Source organism: Streptomyces sp. NPDC090445 (assembly GCF_044769385.1).
Lineage (GTDB): Bacteria > Actinomycetota > Actinomycetes > Streptomycetales > Streptomycetaceae > Streptomyces.
On the sequence record NZ_JBIVXV010000060.1, the window covers coordinates 1 to 12,743 of the forward strand.

Annotated in this window: 11 protein-coding genes and 1 pseudogene; 4 read left to right on the forward strand and 8 right to left on the reverse strand. The window is 71.4% G+C overall.

Translation table 11 applies throughout. From position 1 onward, the window contains the following. Together ACIQUT_RS39950 and ACIQUT_RS39955 are read left to right on the forward strand one after the other, a co-directional pair. On the forward strand, positions 1 to 525 hold a 525-nt coding region (locus ACIQUT_RS39950), incomplete at its 5' end, for a YncE family protein (RefSeq protein WP_403570609.1). Between the two features lie 157 nt (positions 526 to 682). Further along, a pseudogene (locus ACIQUT_RS39955) lies at positions 683 to 934 on the forward strand (transposase); the annotation flags it as partial. A 136-nt stretch (positions 935 to 1,070) separates the two neighbouring features. Here ACIQUT_RS39955 and ACIQUT_RS39960 read toward each other — a convergent pair. The 3 genes from ACIQUT_RS39960 to ACIQUT_RS39970 form a co-directional block, all read right to left on the reverse strand. Beyond that, on the reverse strand, positions 1,071 to 1,970 hold the full coding sequence (locus tag ACIQUT_RS39960; RefSeq protein WP_403570611.1) for a GNAT family N-acetyltransferase: 900 nt from the start codon (positions 1,968 to 1,970) through the stop codon (positions 1,071 to 1,073). Positions 1,971 to 2,498: 528 nt separating this feature from the next. Further along, the gene (locus ACIQUT_RS39965) at positions 2,499 to 3,560 is read right to left on the reverse strand and encodes a hypothetical protein (RefSeq protein WP_403570613.1); all 1,062 of its coding nucleotides are present in this window, start codon (positions 3,558 to 3,560) and stop codon (positions 2,499 to 2,501) included. Positions 3,561 to 3,769: 209 nt separating this feature from the next. After that, positions 3,770 to 4,378 (reverse strand): TetR/AcrR family transcriptional regulator, encoded by a 609-nt coding sequence (locus ACIQUT_RS39970; protein ID WP_403570628.1) that lies wholly within the window; start codon positions 4,376 to 4,378, stop codon positions 3,770 to 3,772. A 163-nt stretch (positions 4,379 to 4,541) separates the two neighbouring features. Between ACIQUT_RS39970 and ACIQUT_RS39975 the strand changes: the two genes are divergently transcribed. Then, a complete protein-coding gene (locus ACIQUT_RS39975) occupies positions 4,542 to 5,993 on the forward strand; it encodes an amidase (RefSeq protein WP_403570615.1) in 1,452 nt (483 codons plus the stop codon). 192 nt (positions 5,994 to 6,185) lie between these two features. After that, positions 6,186 to 7,823, forward strand: coding sequence for an FAD-dependent monooxygenase (locus ACIQUT_RS39980; RefSeq protein WP_403570617.1), 1,638 nt, complete (start codon positions 6,186 to 6,188; stop codon positions 7,821 to 7,823). 171 nt (positions 7,824 to 7,994) lie between these two features. Here the strand turns inward: ACIQUT_RS39980 and ACIQUT_RS39985 are convergent, their stop codons facing one another. The 5 genes from ACIQUT_RS39985 to ACIQUT_RS40005 all read right to left on the reverse strand — a co-directional run bounded on the left by ACIQUT_RS39985 (position 7,995) and on the right by ACIQUT_RS40005 (position 12,193). After that, positions 7,995 to 8,294: a hypothetical protein gene (locus ACIQUT_RS39985; RefSeq protein WP_403570619.1), complete on the reverse strand. Its 300-nt coding sequence runs from the start codon at positions 8,292 to 8,294 to the stop codon at positions 7,995 to 7,997. A gap of 116 nt (positions 8,295 to 8,410) precedes the next feature. Continuing rightward, positions 8,411 to 9,400, reverse strand: coding sequence for a BtrH N-terminal domain-containing protein (locus ACIQUT_RS39990; RefSeq protein WP_403570621.1), 990 nt, complete (start codon positions 9,398 to 9,400; stop codon positions 8,411 to 8,413). Beyond that, positions 9,397 to 10,206 carry a GyrI-like domain-containing protein gene (locus ACIQUT_RS39995; protein ID WP_403570623.1) on the reverse strand — a complete coding sequence of 270 codons (810 nt, stop codon included), beginning with the start codon at positions 10,204 to 10,206 and terminating at the stop codon, positions 9,397 to 9,399. Before ACIQUT_RS39995 ends, ACIQUT_RS39990 begins: the two co-directional genes overlap by 4 nt. 226 nt (positions 10,207 to 10,432) lie before the next feature. Next, complete coding sequence (locus ACIQUT_RS40000; protein WP_403570624.1) at positions 10,433 to 10,693, reverse strand: hypothetical protein; 261 nt, start codon at positions 10,691 to 10,693, stop codon at positions 10,433 to 10,435. A gap of 30 nt (positions 10,694 to 10,723) precedes the next feature. Then, positions 10,724 to 12,193: a peptidoglycan-binding protein gene (locus ACIQUT_RS40005; protein WP_403570626.1), complete on the reverse strand. Its 1,470-nt coding sequence runs from the start codon at positions 12,191 to 12,193 to the stop codon at positions 10,724 to 10,726. Between the last annotated feature and the right edge of the window lie 550 nt (positions 12,194 to 12,743).

Sequence of the window (12,743 nt, forward strand, 5' to 3'; positions counted from 1 at the left end):
GCCTTTCTGGTCGGTGTAGACGTCGCAATCCACACCGAACCCGGAAGGCCCTCACCCGTTCAAGACACCTCAGCCGAGACCTGCATCACCCGTCCCCAACCTCCCGAGGCAATACACCTGGTACTCGCCCCCGACGGCCGTCGCCTGTACGTCTCCAACCTGACCTCGGACGACGTGTCGGTGGTCGACGTTCACGACGGCGCGGAATCGGACCGCATCCCGGTCGGGGACCAGCCTGCGGGAATCGGAGTGCGACCGGACGGCCGCCAGGTGTACGTCGCCAACATCGGGTCCGACAACGTGTCCGTGATCAGCACCCGCACCCGTGCCGTCACGGAAACCGTCGCCGTGGGAGACGGCCCCAACGGCCTCGCCGTCAGCCCGGACGGCTCCCTGGTCCACGTCAGCAACTTCGACTCGGACACCCTGTCGGTCATCGACACCTCGACAGCCCGCACAACGGACACAGTGAGCGTGGGCGACGGGCCTACCGGCGTGGCAGCGGCACAACGCAAGAGGGCCTGACCCGAAGTCCGCAACACCGGATGCCGCGATCGGCACACCGCCCGACACGCCTGGCCCTCCCGCGCAGCCACTCCCGACTCCACCCCCACTGCGGTCATGGCGGGCGCCGAGGTCAACGACAGGTCCCCCGCCACCACCACCGGCCTACCCACCCCCGCTGATCCCGCCGTCGAGGGTGCGTCCGCAGGGCGGTGGCACGCAGGACACGCCTGATGAGGCGCTGTTCGCCGCGGTCGTCTGTGTGCTGGTCAGCGGGTATGCCTGGCGGGCTCTGCCACCCTGCTTCAGGATCTCGGAGTCGACCACCCGGCGTCGGTTCCTGATCTGGTCGAGGGCCGGAGTGTGGGGCTGGCTGCACGAGGAGATCCTCCACCGGCTCGACGACGCCGGGCTCCGATCCGTCCCGCGGCGTGGGCTGACACGAGAGGTGGCCCCTCCGCAGCGCAGATCCGCACGTTCACGCTGTCGGCTGGCATGCCGCCGGGCACTGGCAAGCGGTCCGGGCCTGCCCTCGGACCGGACCGCTCACCGTGTGCTACTCGTCGCTAGGCCGCTTGGCTCGCCGGGTGGAAGTTGATGCGTTCACGGATGACGGGGAAGCCGGCCTTGGCAAAGTTCGCGGCCATGGGGAAGTTGGCCTGGTCCGTCGCTCCGCTGATGAACTCCGCGCCCTGCTCGACGAGGAGGTGGGTGCACTCCGCGAGGAGGTCGTAGGCGTAGCCGCGACCGCGCTGTTCCGGGACGACTCCGATGAAGCCGATGGTCGGTCCGGAGGGGTTGTGGGCCGGGATGTGGATGCCGGCCAGGTCGCCCTCGGGCGTGTGCGCGGTCTGCCACCACTCCCGTGGGGACGGGCACCAGTGGAAGAAGTCGAGTTCCTCCTGGGCGGCCTGGTCGAGGCCGCCCTCCTCGATGGCCCTGAGCGCGTGGGCGTCCAGGGTGGCGGAGTGGATGCGGCGCAACGCGTCGAAGAACACGGTGTCGTCGGGTTCTGCGCTGAAGCGCAGGCGTCCGGGCCGCTCGGGCAGACCTCGCTCCGGGGTCCAGCGGTACAGGAAGCGTTCCACCAGGAGTTCGTACCCTGCGGCTCGTGCTGCGGCGAAGCGCGCCTCGGCGGCGGCGCGCAGGTCGGTCTTTTCCCGCCAGCCGCCGGGCAGGTTGATCTCGAGTTCGACCTGCCGGGGAGCGGATCGCAGGAGTTCGGCCCCGGCCTCTTCCTCGCCCTCGGCCACGTCGAACCAGTTGATGTTGACGGGCTCCGAGTCGTCGGGGCCGGCCCACCACGCGCCGCGTGCGACGACCTCGCCGTCGCGCAGGGCGACGCGCTTCCAGTCGGGGCGGAACTGGGTACGCCGATGGCCTTCACGGGCGCCCAGGGGGTCGGGGAGTGTGTCGAAGAGATGAGCGTCGCTCGCGGAGAGCGTGCGGATGACCGGACTGGTCATGGATTCCTCCGGGATACAGGCTGCTTGGAGCGCTCCCGGTCAGAATTGACGCATCACGCCGGGATGGTGGAAGAGGGAGCGCTGGAAAGGTGTGAACCGCACGGCACTCGCCTCCTTCCGTTCATCTCAGGGCGTGGAGCCACACCGTACGTGATCTTCCGTGGGTCCGTCCACGGATTTCCGCGCCCCTTGACGGAGAGGTCCGAGCAGGGGGCCGGGAAGGGGTCTGTACGGCCGTCGGACGGTCTGGCCCCCATCCAGCATGCCTGTTGCGTGCCCCGGGCGGGCCGCACCGTTGTTCGGTGGAGCCTGCCGGAGGGCATTCTTCGCAGTCCCTGAAGGAGAGCGCGTCAGCAAACGGAACGCCCCTGCCAGGGGAGCCGCCCCGGCGTCCGAGCGATTTCGACCGCCTGCTGGGGGCCCGAACTGTGGAGGGTGGGAGCCTTGAGGTTGGTGGAGCGACTGCGGCTGCACCCCGCGGTTCGCTGCGTACCGCCGGGCTGCCCAGCACACCGCGTTCTCGGCCTGTCAGGATTTGCCGCGCTCCGGCTTCTCGAAACTGTGCGGGGGCTTGCCGATGTCGAGCCGTCCGTCGGGGTGGGCGTACTCGGCGTCCCGGGAGCTGTTGTCCTGCGCGTCGAAGCGGGAGTTCCGCTCGTTGCGCAGGTTGACCAGCGCCTCGTCGGCAAGGCCGCGCAGGAAGGCGGGGCACAGCCACCTCGCCAGGCCCTCGTCCTCGTCCCACGACCAGAGCTCGGCCCGCCCGCCGGGGCTGCGCAGGTAGTAGCCGGTCATGGCGTTGCCGCTCGGGTCGCTGTCCAGCTCGGGGTGCTCGGCGACGGTGTGCTTGCAGGTTGTGTCCCCCAGGTGCGGAAGCACCGCCTCGAGGCCCGCGATCATGTCGTCGAAAACGGACTTCTCGGTGATCCGGCCTGATATCGCGTACCACTGGCTCGCGTGCAGGGTGACGACATGGCCTGCGCGCACGCCCTTCGTCGGATGGAGAGGGAGGTTGCCCGCCTGGAAGGACAGCTCCTCGCCGGGGTCGCCGTAGGGGTGGTCGTTGAGGACCGACGACAGGCTGCTCAAGCTGTCGGCATGAGCGTCGGGAACCAGCTCGGGTATGCCGCCGCGCACGGTGAACGGGGCGATGACGTCGGCGGTGACGCGCGCGAAGCCGAGGACGTTGGCCGGGCACAGCCATGTGTCGTCCTCGGGCGTACCTGCGACCAGGGTCGTCGGATTGTCGGGCGCGGCCAGCCACACCTCGTCTTCCACGAGCTCCTTCAACGCGTCCTCGTAGGGGTGCGAGGCGTGGGCGCAGGACGCATCCTCCAGCGCCCGGTCAACGGCGAGCAGCGCGTCCAGAGCGCTCTGTTCGGCCTCCTGCCCCGGCCGCCAGGAGAGGTACCCGGCCATCCGTACCAGCCCGAACACCCATACGTACGCCGCCTCACCGCCGGGGTCGGCGAGCAGGCGGCGGGCGCAGTCCAGTACGAGCGGGTCCGCTTCGGCGCGATCCGAGGTCGCCGAGAGGCGCCCCCACGCCTCGATGAGCCGTGCTGCCGGAGGATCAGGAATGTCGATCATGCTCCTTACGACGACGCGGTGCCCGTACCGGTTCCTGGAGGCCGGGGGACTCGATCGACCGCGATCGGCCGCCTGGCGCACGGGAGCACGGGAGCGCGGGAGCACGGCGCCGGCCACGAGCGTGGTGAAGCCCGGAGCGGACGTCACCCACGTTCAGCGCTGCCTTGGCCAGGTCTCCGGGCAGCAGGATCACTCCGGGGCGCGGTACTTCACGGGGCAGTCTTGGAGGCCGAGTGGCGGTCGAGGACGGCTTTGACGATCTTCATGAGCCGCTCGCCCGCGTGCTCGATGCTTCCGTTCTGGGTACTCACCTGGGTTCCTTCAAGGACGAAGGTGATCTCCGCGGCCGCCTCGTCCGGATCGGCCAGTCCGGCGCGGGCGCACAGGTCGGCGAGGCGGCGCACCTGGCCGGCCTTGTGGGCTTCGATCAGCCGGCGTGCCGGGTGGGTGCGGTCGGGCAGTTCCGCGATGGAGTTGATGAACGGGCAACCCCGGTGGGAGATCTCGGGAAGCCCGTCGGCGATGAACCGGGCCATCCCCAGGATCTGCGCCCGGGGATCGTCGGGGTGTGCGGCCTCCAGCCGGTCGAACACGGCGGTGTAGTCGGCTGCGACGATCCGGATCCATTCCTCGACCAGCGCGTCCTTGGTCGCGAAATGGCGGTACAGCGCCATCTTGGTGGTCTCGGCCCGGCTGACGATCGCCTGGACGCCCACCGCCTTGATCCCCTCGCGCGAGAAGAGCTCTTCGGCCGCGTCGAGGATCCGCTCCCGGGGCGGCAACTTGGCCACCCTGCTCTGCCTGCCGGCTCTCTCCATGCTCGCCATGCCCCCCTTCATCGGGCCGGTGGGCGTTGTACCGCCCTGACGCCAATGCTACGGTACCGAACCGTCCCACACGATACCGACCGGTATCGTTAGGTACCGATCGGTCCTGCGCGCAGGGCTGACCGGTACCAGCCCTCCTCCCGAAAGGACGAAGATGAAGCTCTCCGAGTACGTGGGCTACGACGGCGTCGGCCTGGCCGAGCTGGTCGCTCGCGGTGAAGTGACTCCCGCGGAACTCGCCTCGACCACCCAGCTGGCGGCCGACGCGGTGAATCCGCAGATCAACGCCGTCGTCGAGACCTGGCCCGCACAGGACGCGCCGGCTCCGGGCAGTACGCCGCTGGCAGGGGTGCCGTTCCTGATCAAGGACCTGGCCGTCGCGATGGCCGGCAAGCGCGTGGAGCTGGGCAGCCGTATCGCCGCGGGAAACGTCGCCGCGGCCGACTCATCGCTCATGGCACGTTTCCGTCGCGCCGGACTGGTGACGCTCGGACGCACGGCGACCCCGGAGTTCGCCTACAGCACCACCACGGAAGGCGTCCTCTACGGCGCCACCCGCAACCCCTGGGACCCGACCCGCAGCCCCGGCGGCTCCAGCGGCGGCTCGGGAGCCGCCGTCGCCGCGGGCATCGTCCCGATCGCGCATGCCACCGACGCAGCCGGCTCCATCCGTGTCCCCGCCGCCGGCAACGGCCTGTTCGGGCTGAAGCCGACCCGCGGCCGGATCTCCTTGGGCCCCGACGCGGACGAAGTCTTCAACGGGCTCGCCGTCCACGGCGTCCTCAGCCGCTCGGTACGCGACAGCGCCACACTGCTCGACCTCGTCCATGGCCCCGATATCGGCGACCCCTATTTCGCGCAGCGGCCGGAGCGGCCCTATGCGCAGGAGATCACCCGCTCACCGGGCAGCCTCAGGATCGGCCTCCTCACACGGCCGTGGGGCGGCCGGGCGGTCGACGGCTCCGTCGTCGACGCCACACTCCGCTCCGCACGACTCGCCGAGTCCCTGGGGCACCGGGTCGAAGAGGTCCAGGTCGGCCTCGGCATCAGCTGGGAGGAATTCGTCCTGGCCCATGCCCGCCTGTGGAGCACCAACCTGGTGACGTGGATCGACGGCTTCGCCGAGGCCTTCGCGCGCCCCATCGACTCCACCACCGTCGAACCCGAGATGCTGGCCAGTTACGCCTACGGGCAGAAGGTCAGCGGGGCCGAGTTCGTCCACGCGCTCGCGATGCGCAACAGCGTCGCGCGCGCGATCGGCCGGTACTTCGCCGACTACGACCTGCTGCTCACCCCGACCCTGCCCGAACTGCCCGTCCCCCTGGGCACGTACGCCGAGGGCGCCGAGGGAGCCGACGGTCTCGGCTGGCTCGAGCAGCTCTTCCACCGCTCGCCCTTCACCGCCGCGTTCAACGTCGCGGGAACCCCCGCCATGTCCGTCCCCCTGGAGACCGACCCTGCCACCGGGCTCCCCATCGGCATCCAGTTCGCCGCCGGATACGGGCGCGAGGACGTCCTCTTCCGCCTCGCCGGACAGCTGGAACAGGCCACCCCCTGGGCGCAGCGGATCCCCACCGTGTGGGCGGGCCGTCACGACAAAGCCTGACCGCAGTGTCAACCCGGCTCGACTTCGCCCCGGCGTCGGCGGGAACGTACGACGATGCCGGCCACCACCCGCCGGGTGACCCGGAGTCGCACTCCTCGGCGGCGCCCGTTTACCCTCGGGCCGAGTCCGTCCGGGTGTACGCGTCGGCGTGCGGGCACGGCGGGCGGCGGGCGGGGACGCATGATGGAACCCATGGCGGTTCGGACCACTGTCGGCACCAACACCCCGGCCGGTGGGGGCGACGACGAGGCGGAGGCGTTGATCGTCGGTGGTGGGCCGGTCGGGCTCACCGCCCGCGCACTGCTGGAGCGCTGGGGTGTGCGCGCCCTGCTGGTCGAGAAGCACCGCGGGCTGTCGCCCTTTCCCCGGTCCCGGCTGATCAACGTGCGATCGATGGAGATCTTCCGCCAGCTCGGGCTCGCCGCCAAGATCACGGCCGCGGCGTTCGCGCCGGAGTACGGCCGCATCCGCTTCCGGGACACCCTGCTCGACCGCGACTTCGCCACGGCGGCGATGATCGGCATCAATGCGCCGGTGCCCGAGAGCCCGGTGATCGGCGTGGTCACCTCACAGGACCGGCTGGAGCCCACTCTGCTGGCCGCGGCTTCGGCGCCCGTGCGGTTCGGGGTCGAATGCATCGATGTCGTGGAAGAGGCGGACGGTGTCGTGGCCCTGCTCGTCGACCATTCCCGTGGTCGGGAGGTTCGGGTACGGGCCCGCTACGTACTGGCTGCCGACGGGGCGGACTCCACCCTCCGGAAGCGGCTGGGGATCGACAGCACCGGCCCCGGAGCGTTGGGGGACTTCACCAGCGTCCTGTTCGACGCCGACCTCGACCACTGGTGCGCCGGTCAGCCCGCCGGGGTCTACTTCACCTCGCGGGGCGCATTCGGCCCGCTCTATCCCGAGGGCGGCTGGGTCTGGTTCTTCCCCACACCCGAGGGCGCCGACCGTACCGACTGGCCGCGCTTCGTCTCACAGGCACTCGGCTCGGGCGCCGGGCCCGGCTCCGGCGCCGGCGCCGGCGCCGGCGTGCGAACCAGCGTGTCGCGGGTTCAGCACTGGGTCATGAACGCGTTCGTCGCAGAACGCTTCTGCCGCGGCAGAGTCCTGCTCGCCGGTGATGCGGCACACGCGGTCCCGCCCACCGGGGGGCTGGGCATGAACACCGGCATCGCCGACGTGCACAACCTGTGCTGGAAGCTGGCGGGCGTCCTCCGGGGATGGGCCGAGCCGTCCCTCTTGGGAACCTATGAGACAGAACGCCGACCCGTCGCCGACCGGACCCTCGGACAAGCCGTGGAGAACACCCGGATCATGCTCCAGGTCCAAGGCCGACGCCAAGACGAGCGCCAAACGGGTGGCGGGGCGCCGGAACGGGTCGAACTGCCCTGGTCGGAGCAGTATTTCGCGCAACTCGGGCTCGTGCTCGGCGTCACCTACCGCTCCGGCGCCGTCCTCAGCGACGGCAGCCCCCCGCCGGCAGTGTCCGGGGCGGGCACGGACTACGTCCCCAGCGCGTTGCCGGGCCGTCGCATGCCCCACCTCCGGCTGCCCGACGGCCGCTCCACCCTGGACGCCTTCGGCGAATGGTTCACCCTGCTCACCCCCGATCCCGTGCTCTGGGGGCGGCAGGCCACCGCCCCTTGGCCGATGCGTATCGAGAACCTGCCCCCCGAGCACGCCGACCTCTGCGGCATCACCCCGTACGGGGCGCTGCTCGTCCGGCCTGACGGCCACGTCGCCGCCCGCTGGGCCGGCCGCCCCCCGGGCGACTCGGCCCTCCGGCACGCCCTCGCCGCACTCACCGGCGGCATGCCCCGGACGTGACGGGCCGCCGTCCTTGCAGGAGAGCCGCGTTCCGGCCCGGCTGCTGCCGTGCACCGCCGGGTGGGTGGTCGACGGGAGTGCAGCGTGGCTGCGGGTGCGGACGAGGTTGTGGGTCAGCTCGGCGCAGGCACGGGCGGCGGCGCTGCGGCCGGCCGCGGCTCCCGCTCCGTCTCATGCCCGGTCGGACTTGTCTTCGGAGCGGGCGGCCCATTGACCCTGGACGTACGGGTCGGCCTCCGGGGCGTACGGGCCGCCGTGTGTGGCGAGGTGTTCCTCGATGCGCTCCCACTCGGCCAGGACGGCCGGGGCGGCACCCTCCTCTCGGGCCGCCCGCAATGCGTCCTCGGCCTGGTGGTGACGCATGCCGGTGGCCTGGGCCCGCACTCGGTCGCGGACCGCCCGCTCGCCCGGGGCGGGATCATGCGGCTCGTGCGCCGCCTCGACGGCGGCGTCGTCCGGATGCCCGGTCATGGTGCTGCTCCCCTCACTTGATACGGCCCATGCCCTTCTTCCTGCCCGGATGCGGCATGGACACACGGCGCCCGGCGTCTTCGGGAGAACCTTCCTCGCGCTCGAACTCGCGGCCGTCACGCGTCCAGACGGCTCAGTGCTTGCATGGCCTCGCGCTCCAGGCGCGAAAGCTCGCCGAGGATCGTGCCGGCTCGGGTGAGGAACTGCTCCTCGCCCGATTCGCCGGCCTTCCTGATCAGGGCTGCCGCTTCCGTCCACAGGGGGGCTGCCTCGGCGTACAGCGTGTGGCCGGTGCGCAGGTGGCTGCTGTCGATCAGACCGGTGCATTCGGTGAGGAAGTCTCGGTAGAGGTTCCGGAACAGGGCACCCCCGGTGCCGGCCTTCTCCATCAGGAGGGCGGCCTGCGGCAGGTCCCGCTGCGGGGCACGGGTGCGCTGGAGCCATGTGCGTACCAGCTTGCCGGCCTTTTCGATGCCCCGGTGGCCCAGGTTGGCGATGGGCGGGTCGAGGAACGCGCCGGCGCAGGCGGTGATGGCGGGGATGATCCGGTCGCGTGGGGACGGCAGGCTGTGCGGAGTGGTGACGGTGAAGGACCGGTGCTTGGCGGTCATCGGTCCGCGCGCGGCCCTGGCCCGGGCAAGACTGGTCAGGCTGGTGGACACCGCACCACCTTGCTGGTCGGTGTCCACCAGGTAGGCGGCGTGGTCGTCGTAGCCGTACATGGCGACGACGTGGCCGCCGAAATGGGCCTTCGAGCCGAAGTAGTCCAGGTGGTGGCTGTCGAGCTGCAGTCCGACGGGGCGGCCGGCGTCGATGGAGGCTGTCACGTTCTCCCAGGCCCTGCGGGGGGAACCGGTTTCCTGGACCAGGAGCTCCAGCCCGAGTGTGGTGGCCAGGTTTCTGGTGAGGTCGAAGGGCTTGACCCGTCCCCCGAGGAACGGGAAGTCCGTGTTCTTGCCGTCCCAGTAGACGAAGGACAGGCCGGAACCGAGGCCGAACAGCATGGGTTCGGACAGGTCGAGCCCTTGGTGCCGCAGCAGCACTCCCAGCGCCGTCGTCTCGCAGTGCTGCATGCCCCGGGCGTCGGTGCCCGCCACCGTGGTCACGCCGTGCCCTCCTCGACAGGGATGATCAACCGGGTCATCGGTTCTTCTCGGGGTGCTTCTGCCGGTCCGACGAGGTACGCCTCACGTACGGGTCCGTGCGGACGCAGTCCGTGCTCGTGGATGGCGGCGAAGAGAGCGTTGTAGGCCAAGGGCAGTTGGGTGTAGGGCCCGATGTGCGTGGTCTCGGCAACCGGACCGCCGGGCAGCACCTCGAACTCCAGGCCACCGGGCGGGGCTGCCCCGTGCAGGGTCTGCGCTCCGACGGCGATCTCCATCCGCTCTTCCAGGTCGAGCGGGTACAGCCCCCACAGCGGCGGCTCCCATACGATGTCCGCCCTGCCGAGCATGGGCAGCAGCCGGCCCACGCCTTCCTCGACCTTCTCTCCGATTCCCGCGGGGGTGCAGACTGCCCGTACCACTGCCAGCCGCCGCTCGGGCTCCCTGCTCATCGTCACCTCGTAGCCGGGCAGACCGCCTTGCGCCAGCCGGTCCAGCATCTGCAGCCGGGTCTGGTCCCTGCTCATCCGCTCGGCCAGCCGGTCCCGCTCCGCGTGGAGGATCCGTGTTCTGTGCCCGGGCTCGGCGGCCAGCGCCTGGGCGATCACGGCCAGGGGGAGATCCATCTCGCGCAGCAGTGCGATGGCCAGGGCATCCCGTGCCTGTTGCCGCGCGTAATAGCGGTAGCCGGAGCAGGCGTCCACGCGGAGCGGAACCAGCAGGCCCGTCTCGTCGTAGTGCCGTAGCTGTTTGACGCTGAGCCGGCACAGACGGGCGAAGCGCCCGATGGTGAGGAGTTCGTCATGCACCCCGCCATGGTGGACTCTCCCACGGGGGGAGAGTCCACTGCCGTGTCAACGGACCCGAGCGGACCTGCCTCACTTCACCATCGTGCCGTCTCCTCGTCGCCGAGCACCCTGCTGGTTGGTGGCCTCGGTACGTTCACTCCCGGTCACCCGCAAGCTGCTTCAAGGGCGCGGCGGAGCTGGACGGCCCAAGGGCGACGTCTCCGTCGGGCAGCGCGGACTCCGGAGGTCAGGGGCGGATGGTGTCGGTGGGCGGCTTCGGCAGCCAGGCGGCTGTGCCTGGCTGGCCGAGGCGGGAGCCGATGGCCCCCTTGATGACGGTGAGGCCCGCGGGAAGCGCGGCGACGGCGGCGGCCTGCAGGACGGACAGGTCGACGATGTCGGTGGTGGCGCCGGCGAGCAGGAGGCCGAGGAAGGCCTCGAAGTACGTGAGGAGGGTGCGCTCGGCAACGTCGGCGACGATGCGGGTCGCGGGGGCGGTCCGGGACACGGTGTCTCTCCTTTGGTGCTGGGGCACTGGTCAGGGGGTGGCGGTGAAGCCGTGGCGGGCGGCCAGTCGCTCCAGCGACCTGAGGCCGGGTATGCCGTCGGCGGCCGAGCCCGTGTAGGAGCCGCCGGCCGCGCTGCGCTGCCAGGCGGCGTACGCGTCGCGGGTTCGGGTGCCGTAGCTGCCGTCGGCGTAGCGGGCGTCGAGGAGGCCTTCGGCGACGAGGGCGTCCTCCACGACCCCGACCTCGTCGGCGTACGTGGTGTGGCCGTCGGGCGCGGGGATGTCGGCCTCGGCCGCGGCCACGAGGTGCGCAACGCTGACCCGGGGGGTTCCGGTGTCCGGACCGTCGGGGATGTCGTTGCCTCGGCCGGTGACGAGCAGCTCCCAGGTGGTGGGGCCGGGGATGCCGTCGGCGTCGGAGCCCGTCCAGCCCTGGGCGTGCTGGAACGCTTCGGTGGCCCGGCGGTCGGCCGCGCTCCACTCGGGGCCGGGGCCGACGCGGTAGAAGCGCCCGCCGCCGCGGGAGACGAGCATCCGGCCGAGCCGGGTGACGTACGCGTTGACCGCGCCGGGCCCGAACCGGCCCGCGCCGGGGAACGCGTCCGCGTCGGCGGGCGGTACTCCCCCGCCGCCGGGGCCGTCCAGCACCTTGGAGGTGTCGAGGGCACCCGGGTCGCCGTGATCGTTCCCGGGGACGTCGCAGTGCCCGAAGTACCCGCCCGAGTTCTGCCACACCGACCGCGAACGCGGCTTGTCGGGACCGGGGTAGGGGCCGGGCGGGCCGGCCGGGAACTCGTCGGGGACGTCCCAGGAGCGGGCGGCGGCCAGGATGGAGCGCCATCCGGGGTTCCGGGCGGGGTCCCAGCCGGTCGTCCACGGGTCCTTGGCGTAGGCGAGGACCTCGATCTGGATGTTGACCCTGCCTTCGCGGTTGGTTCGGCGCTGTCCGTCGTTGCGCAGGGCGCGCGCGGATTCGTTGAGGGGTCCGAGCTGGGCGACGCGGTCGGTGACGGGGCAGTACACGAGCTGGGGCTCGGAGGAGACCTCGATCAGGTAGGAGCTGAGGGACTCCAGGTAGCGGCCGCCGGCCGGGGACTCGGTGGTGTGCAGGGTCACGCGGGGCGGGTTGCCGGGGGTGTCCATGGCGCCCCCGATGCTGCCGTCGCCGATGCGGATGGCGCCGGGGATCCACACGGTGCCCGCGGCCCCGCTGGGCGGCTCTCCCGCCGCCGGGCGCACCGCCTCGCCGGTGCGGATCGGGGCGGGGGCCGGGGTGCGGGAGGCGCGGGGGGCGGCTCCGACCGGCTCGTAGACGTCGAGGTTGCCGTCGTCGCGGAGGATGAAGAGGCTGCCGGGCCGGTTGCGGTGTTCGCGGACGAAGCGGGGCGTGTGGTCGAGCAGGGCGATCGCGCGGGCGGTGGCGACGTGTTCCTCGTCGACCTCTCCGCAGTAGGTGGTGGATCGGTCGGGGTGGACGATCGCGGCGTGGAAGGACGTCATGGGCGGGCTCCTCAGGCGTGGAGTCGGATCGCGTCGACGCGGCGGCGCGGCGGGGCGGCGGCAGCGCGGCGGGGCGGCGGCAGCGCGGCGGGCGTAGGAGGAGGGGTGGAGGAGGGAGTCGCGGGCGTCGGCCCGGGTCGTGCCCAGGGAGATCTGTGGGGGACTACCGGGCCGTGGGAGGGGTCCGGGAAGCCGGCCTCCGGCCAGGCCGGAGGTACGCCGGCAGGGGACGGTGTCGTCGTGGTGGTTGGCGGTCGGGATGAACCAGGCGTTGAACCATGGCAGACCGACCATCACCGGACCGTTTCCCAGGGCGGCGTCCAGGGAATCGGCGTTCGGGGCGTGGGTGGAGGCGCTGATCAGTCCGCGGGCCTCGGGCCTTGAGGGCTCGGGGTGCGCCGAGACCGGAGCTTCCGCCTCGGCCGGTACGGGCCCACCACGTCCGCCCTCCCTGCCGGGGCCTCCCCCTGAGTGGTGGACACGCTGATACTGGATCTGCTTGATCCGGAGGAAGCGAGAAGACCGCCGATGGCGATGAGGGACTACTCGG

What these genes read in the sequence shown, in the direction of transcription:
- ACIQUT_RS39975 (WP_403570615.1), top strand. Translation starts at nt 4,542, where the DNA reads ATGAAGCTCTCCGAGTACGTGGGCTACGACGGCGTCGGCCTGGCCGAG.
- ACIQUT_RS39970 (WP_403570628.1), bottom strand. Translation starts at nt 4,378, where the DNA reads ATGGAGAGAGCCGGCAGGCAGAGCAGGGTGGCCAAGTTGCCGCCCCGG.
- ACIQUT_RS39960 (WP_403570611.1), bottom strand. Translation starts at nt 1,970, where the DNA reads ATGACCAGTCCGGTCATCCGCACGCTCTCCGCGAGCGACGCTCATCTC.
- ACIQUT_RS39980 (WP_403570617.1), top strand. Translation starts at nt 6,186, where the DNA reads ATGGCGGTTCGGACCACTGTCGGCACCAACACCCCGGCCGGTGGGGGC.
- ACIQUT_RS40005 (WP_403570626.1), bottom strand. Translation starts at nt 12,193, where the DNA reads ATGACGTCCTTCCACGCCGCGATCGTCCACCCCGACCGATCCACCACC.
- ACIQUT_RS39985 (WP_403570619.1), bottom strand. Translation starts at nt 8,294, where the DNA reads ATGACCGGGCATCCGGACGACGCCGCCGTCGAGGCGGCGCACGAGCCG.
- ACIQUT_RS39965 (WP_403570613.1), bottom strand. Translation starts at nt 3,560, where the DNA reads ATGATCGACATTCCTGATCCTCCGGCAGCACGGCTCATCGAGGCGTGG.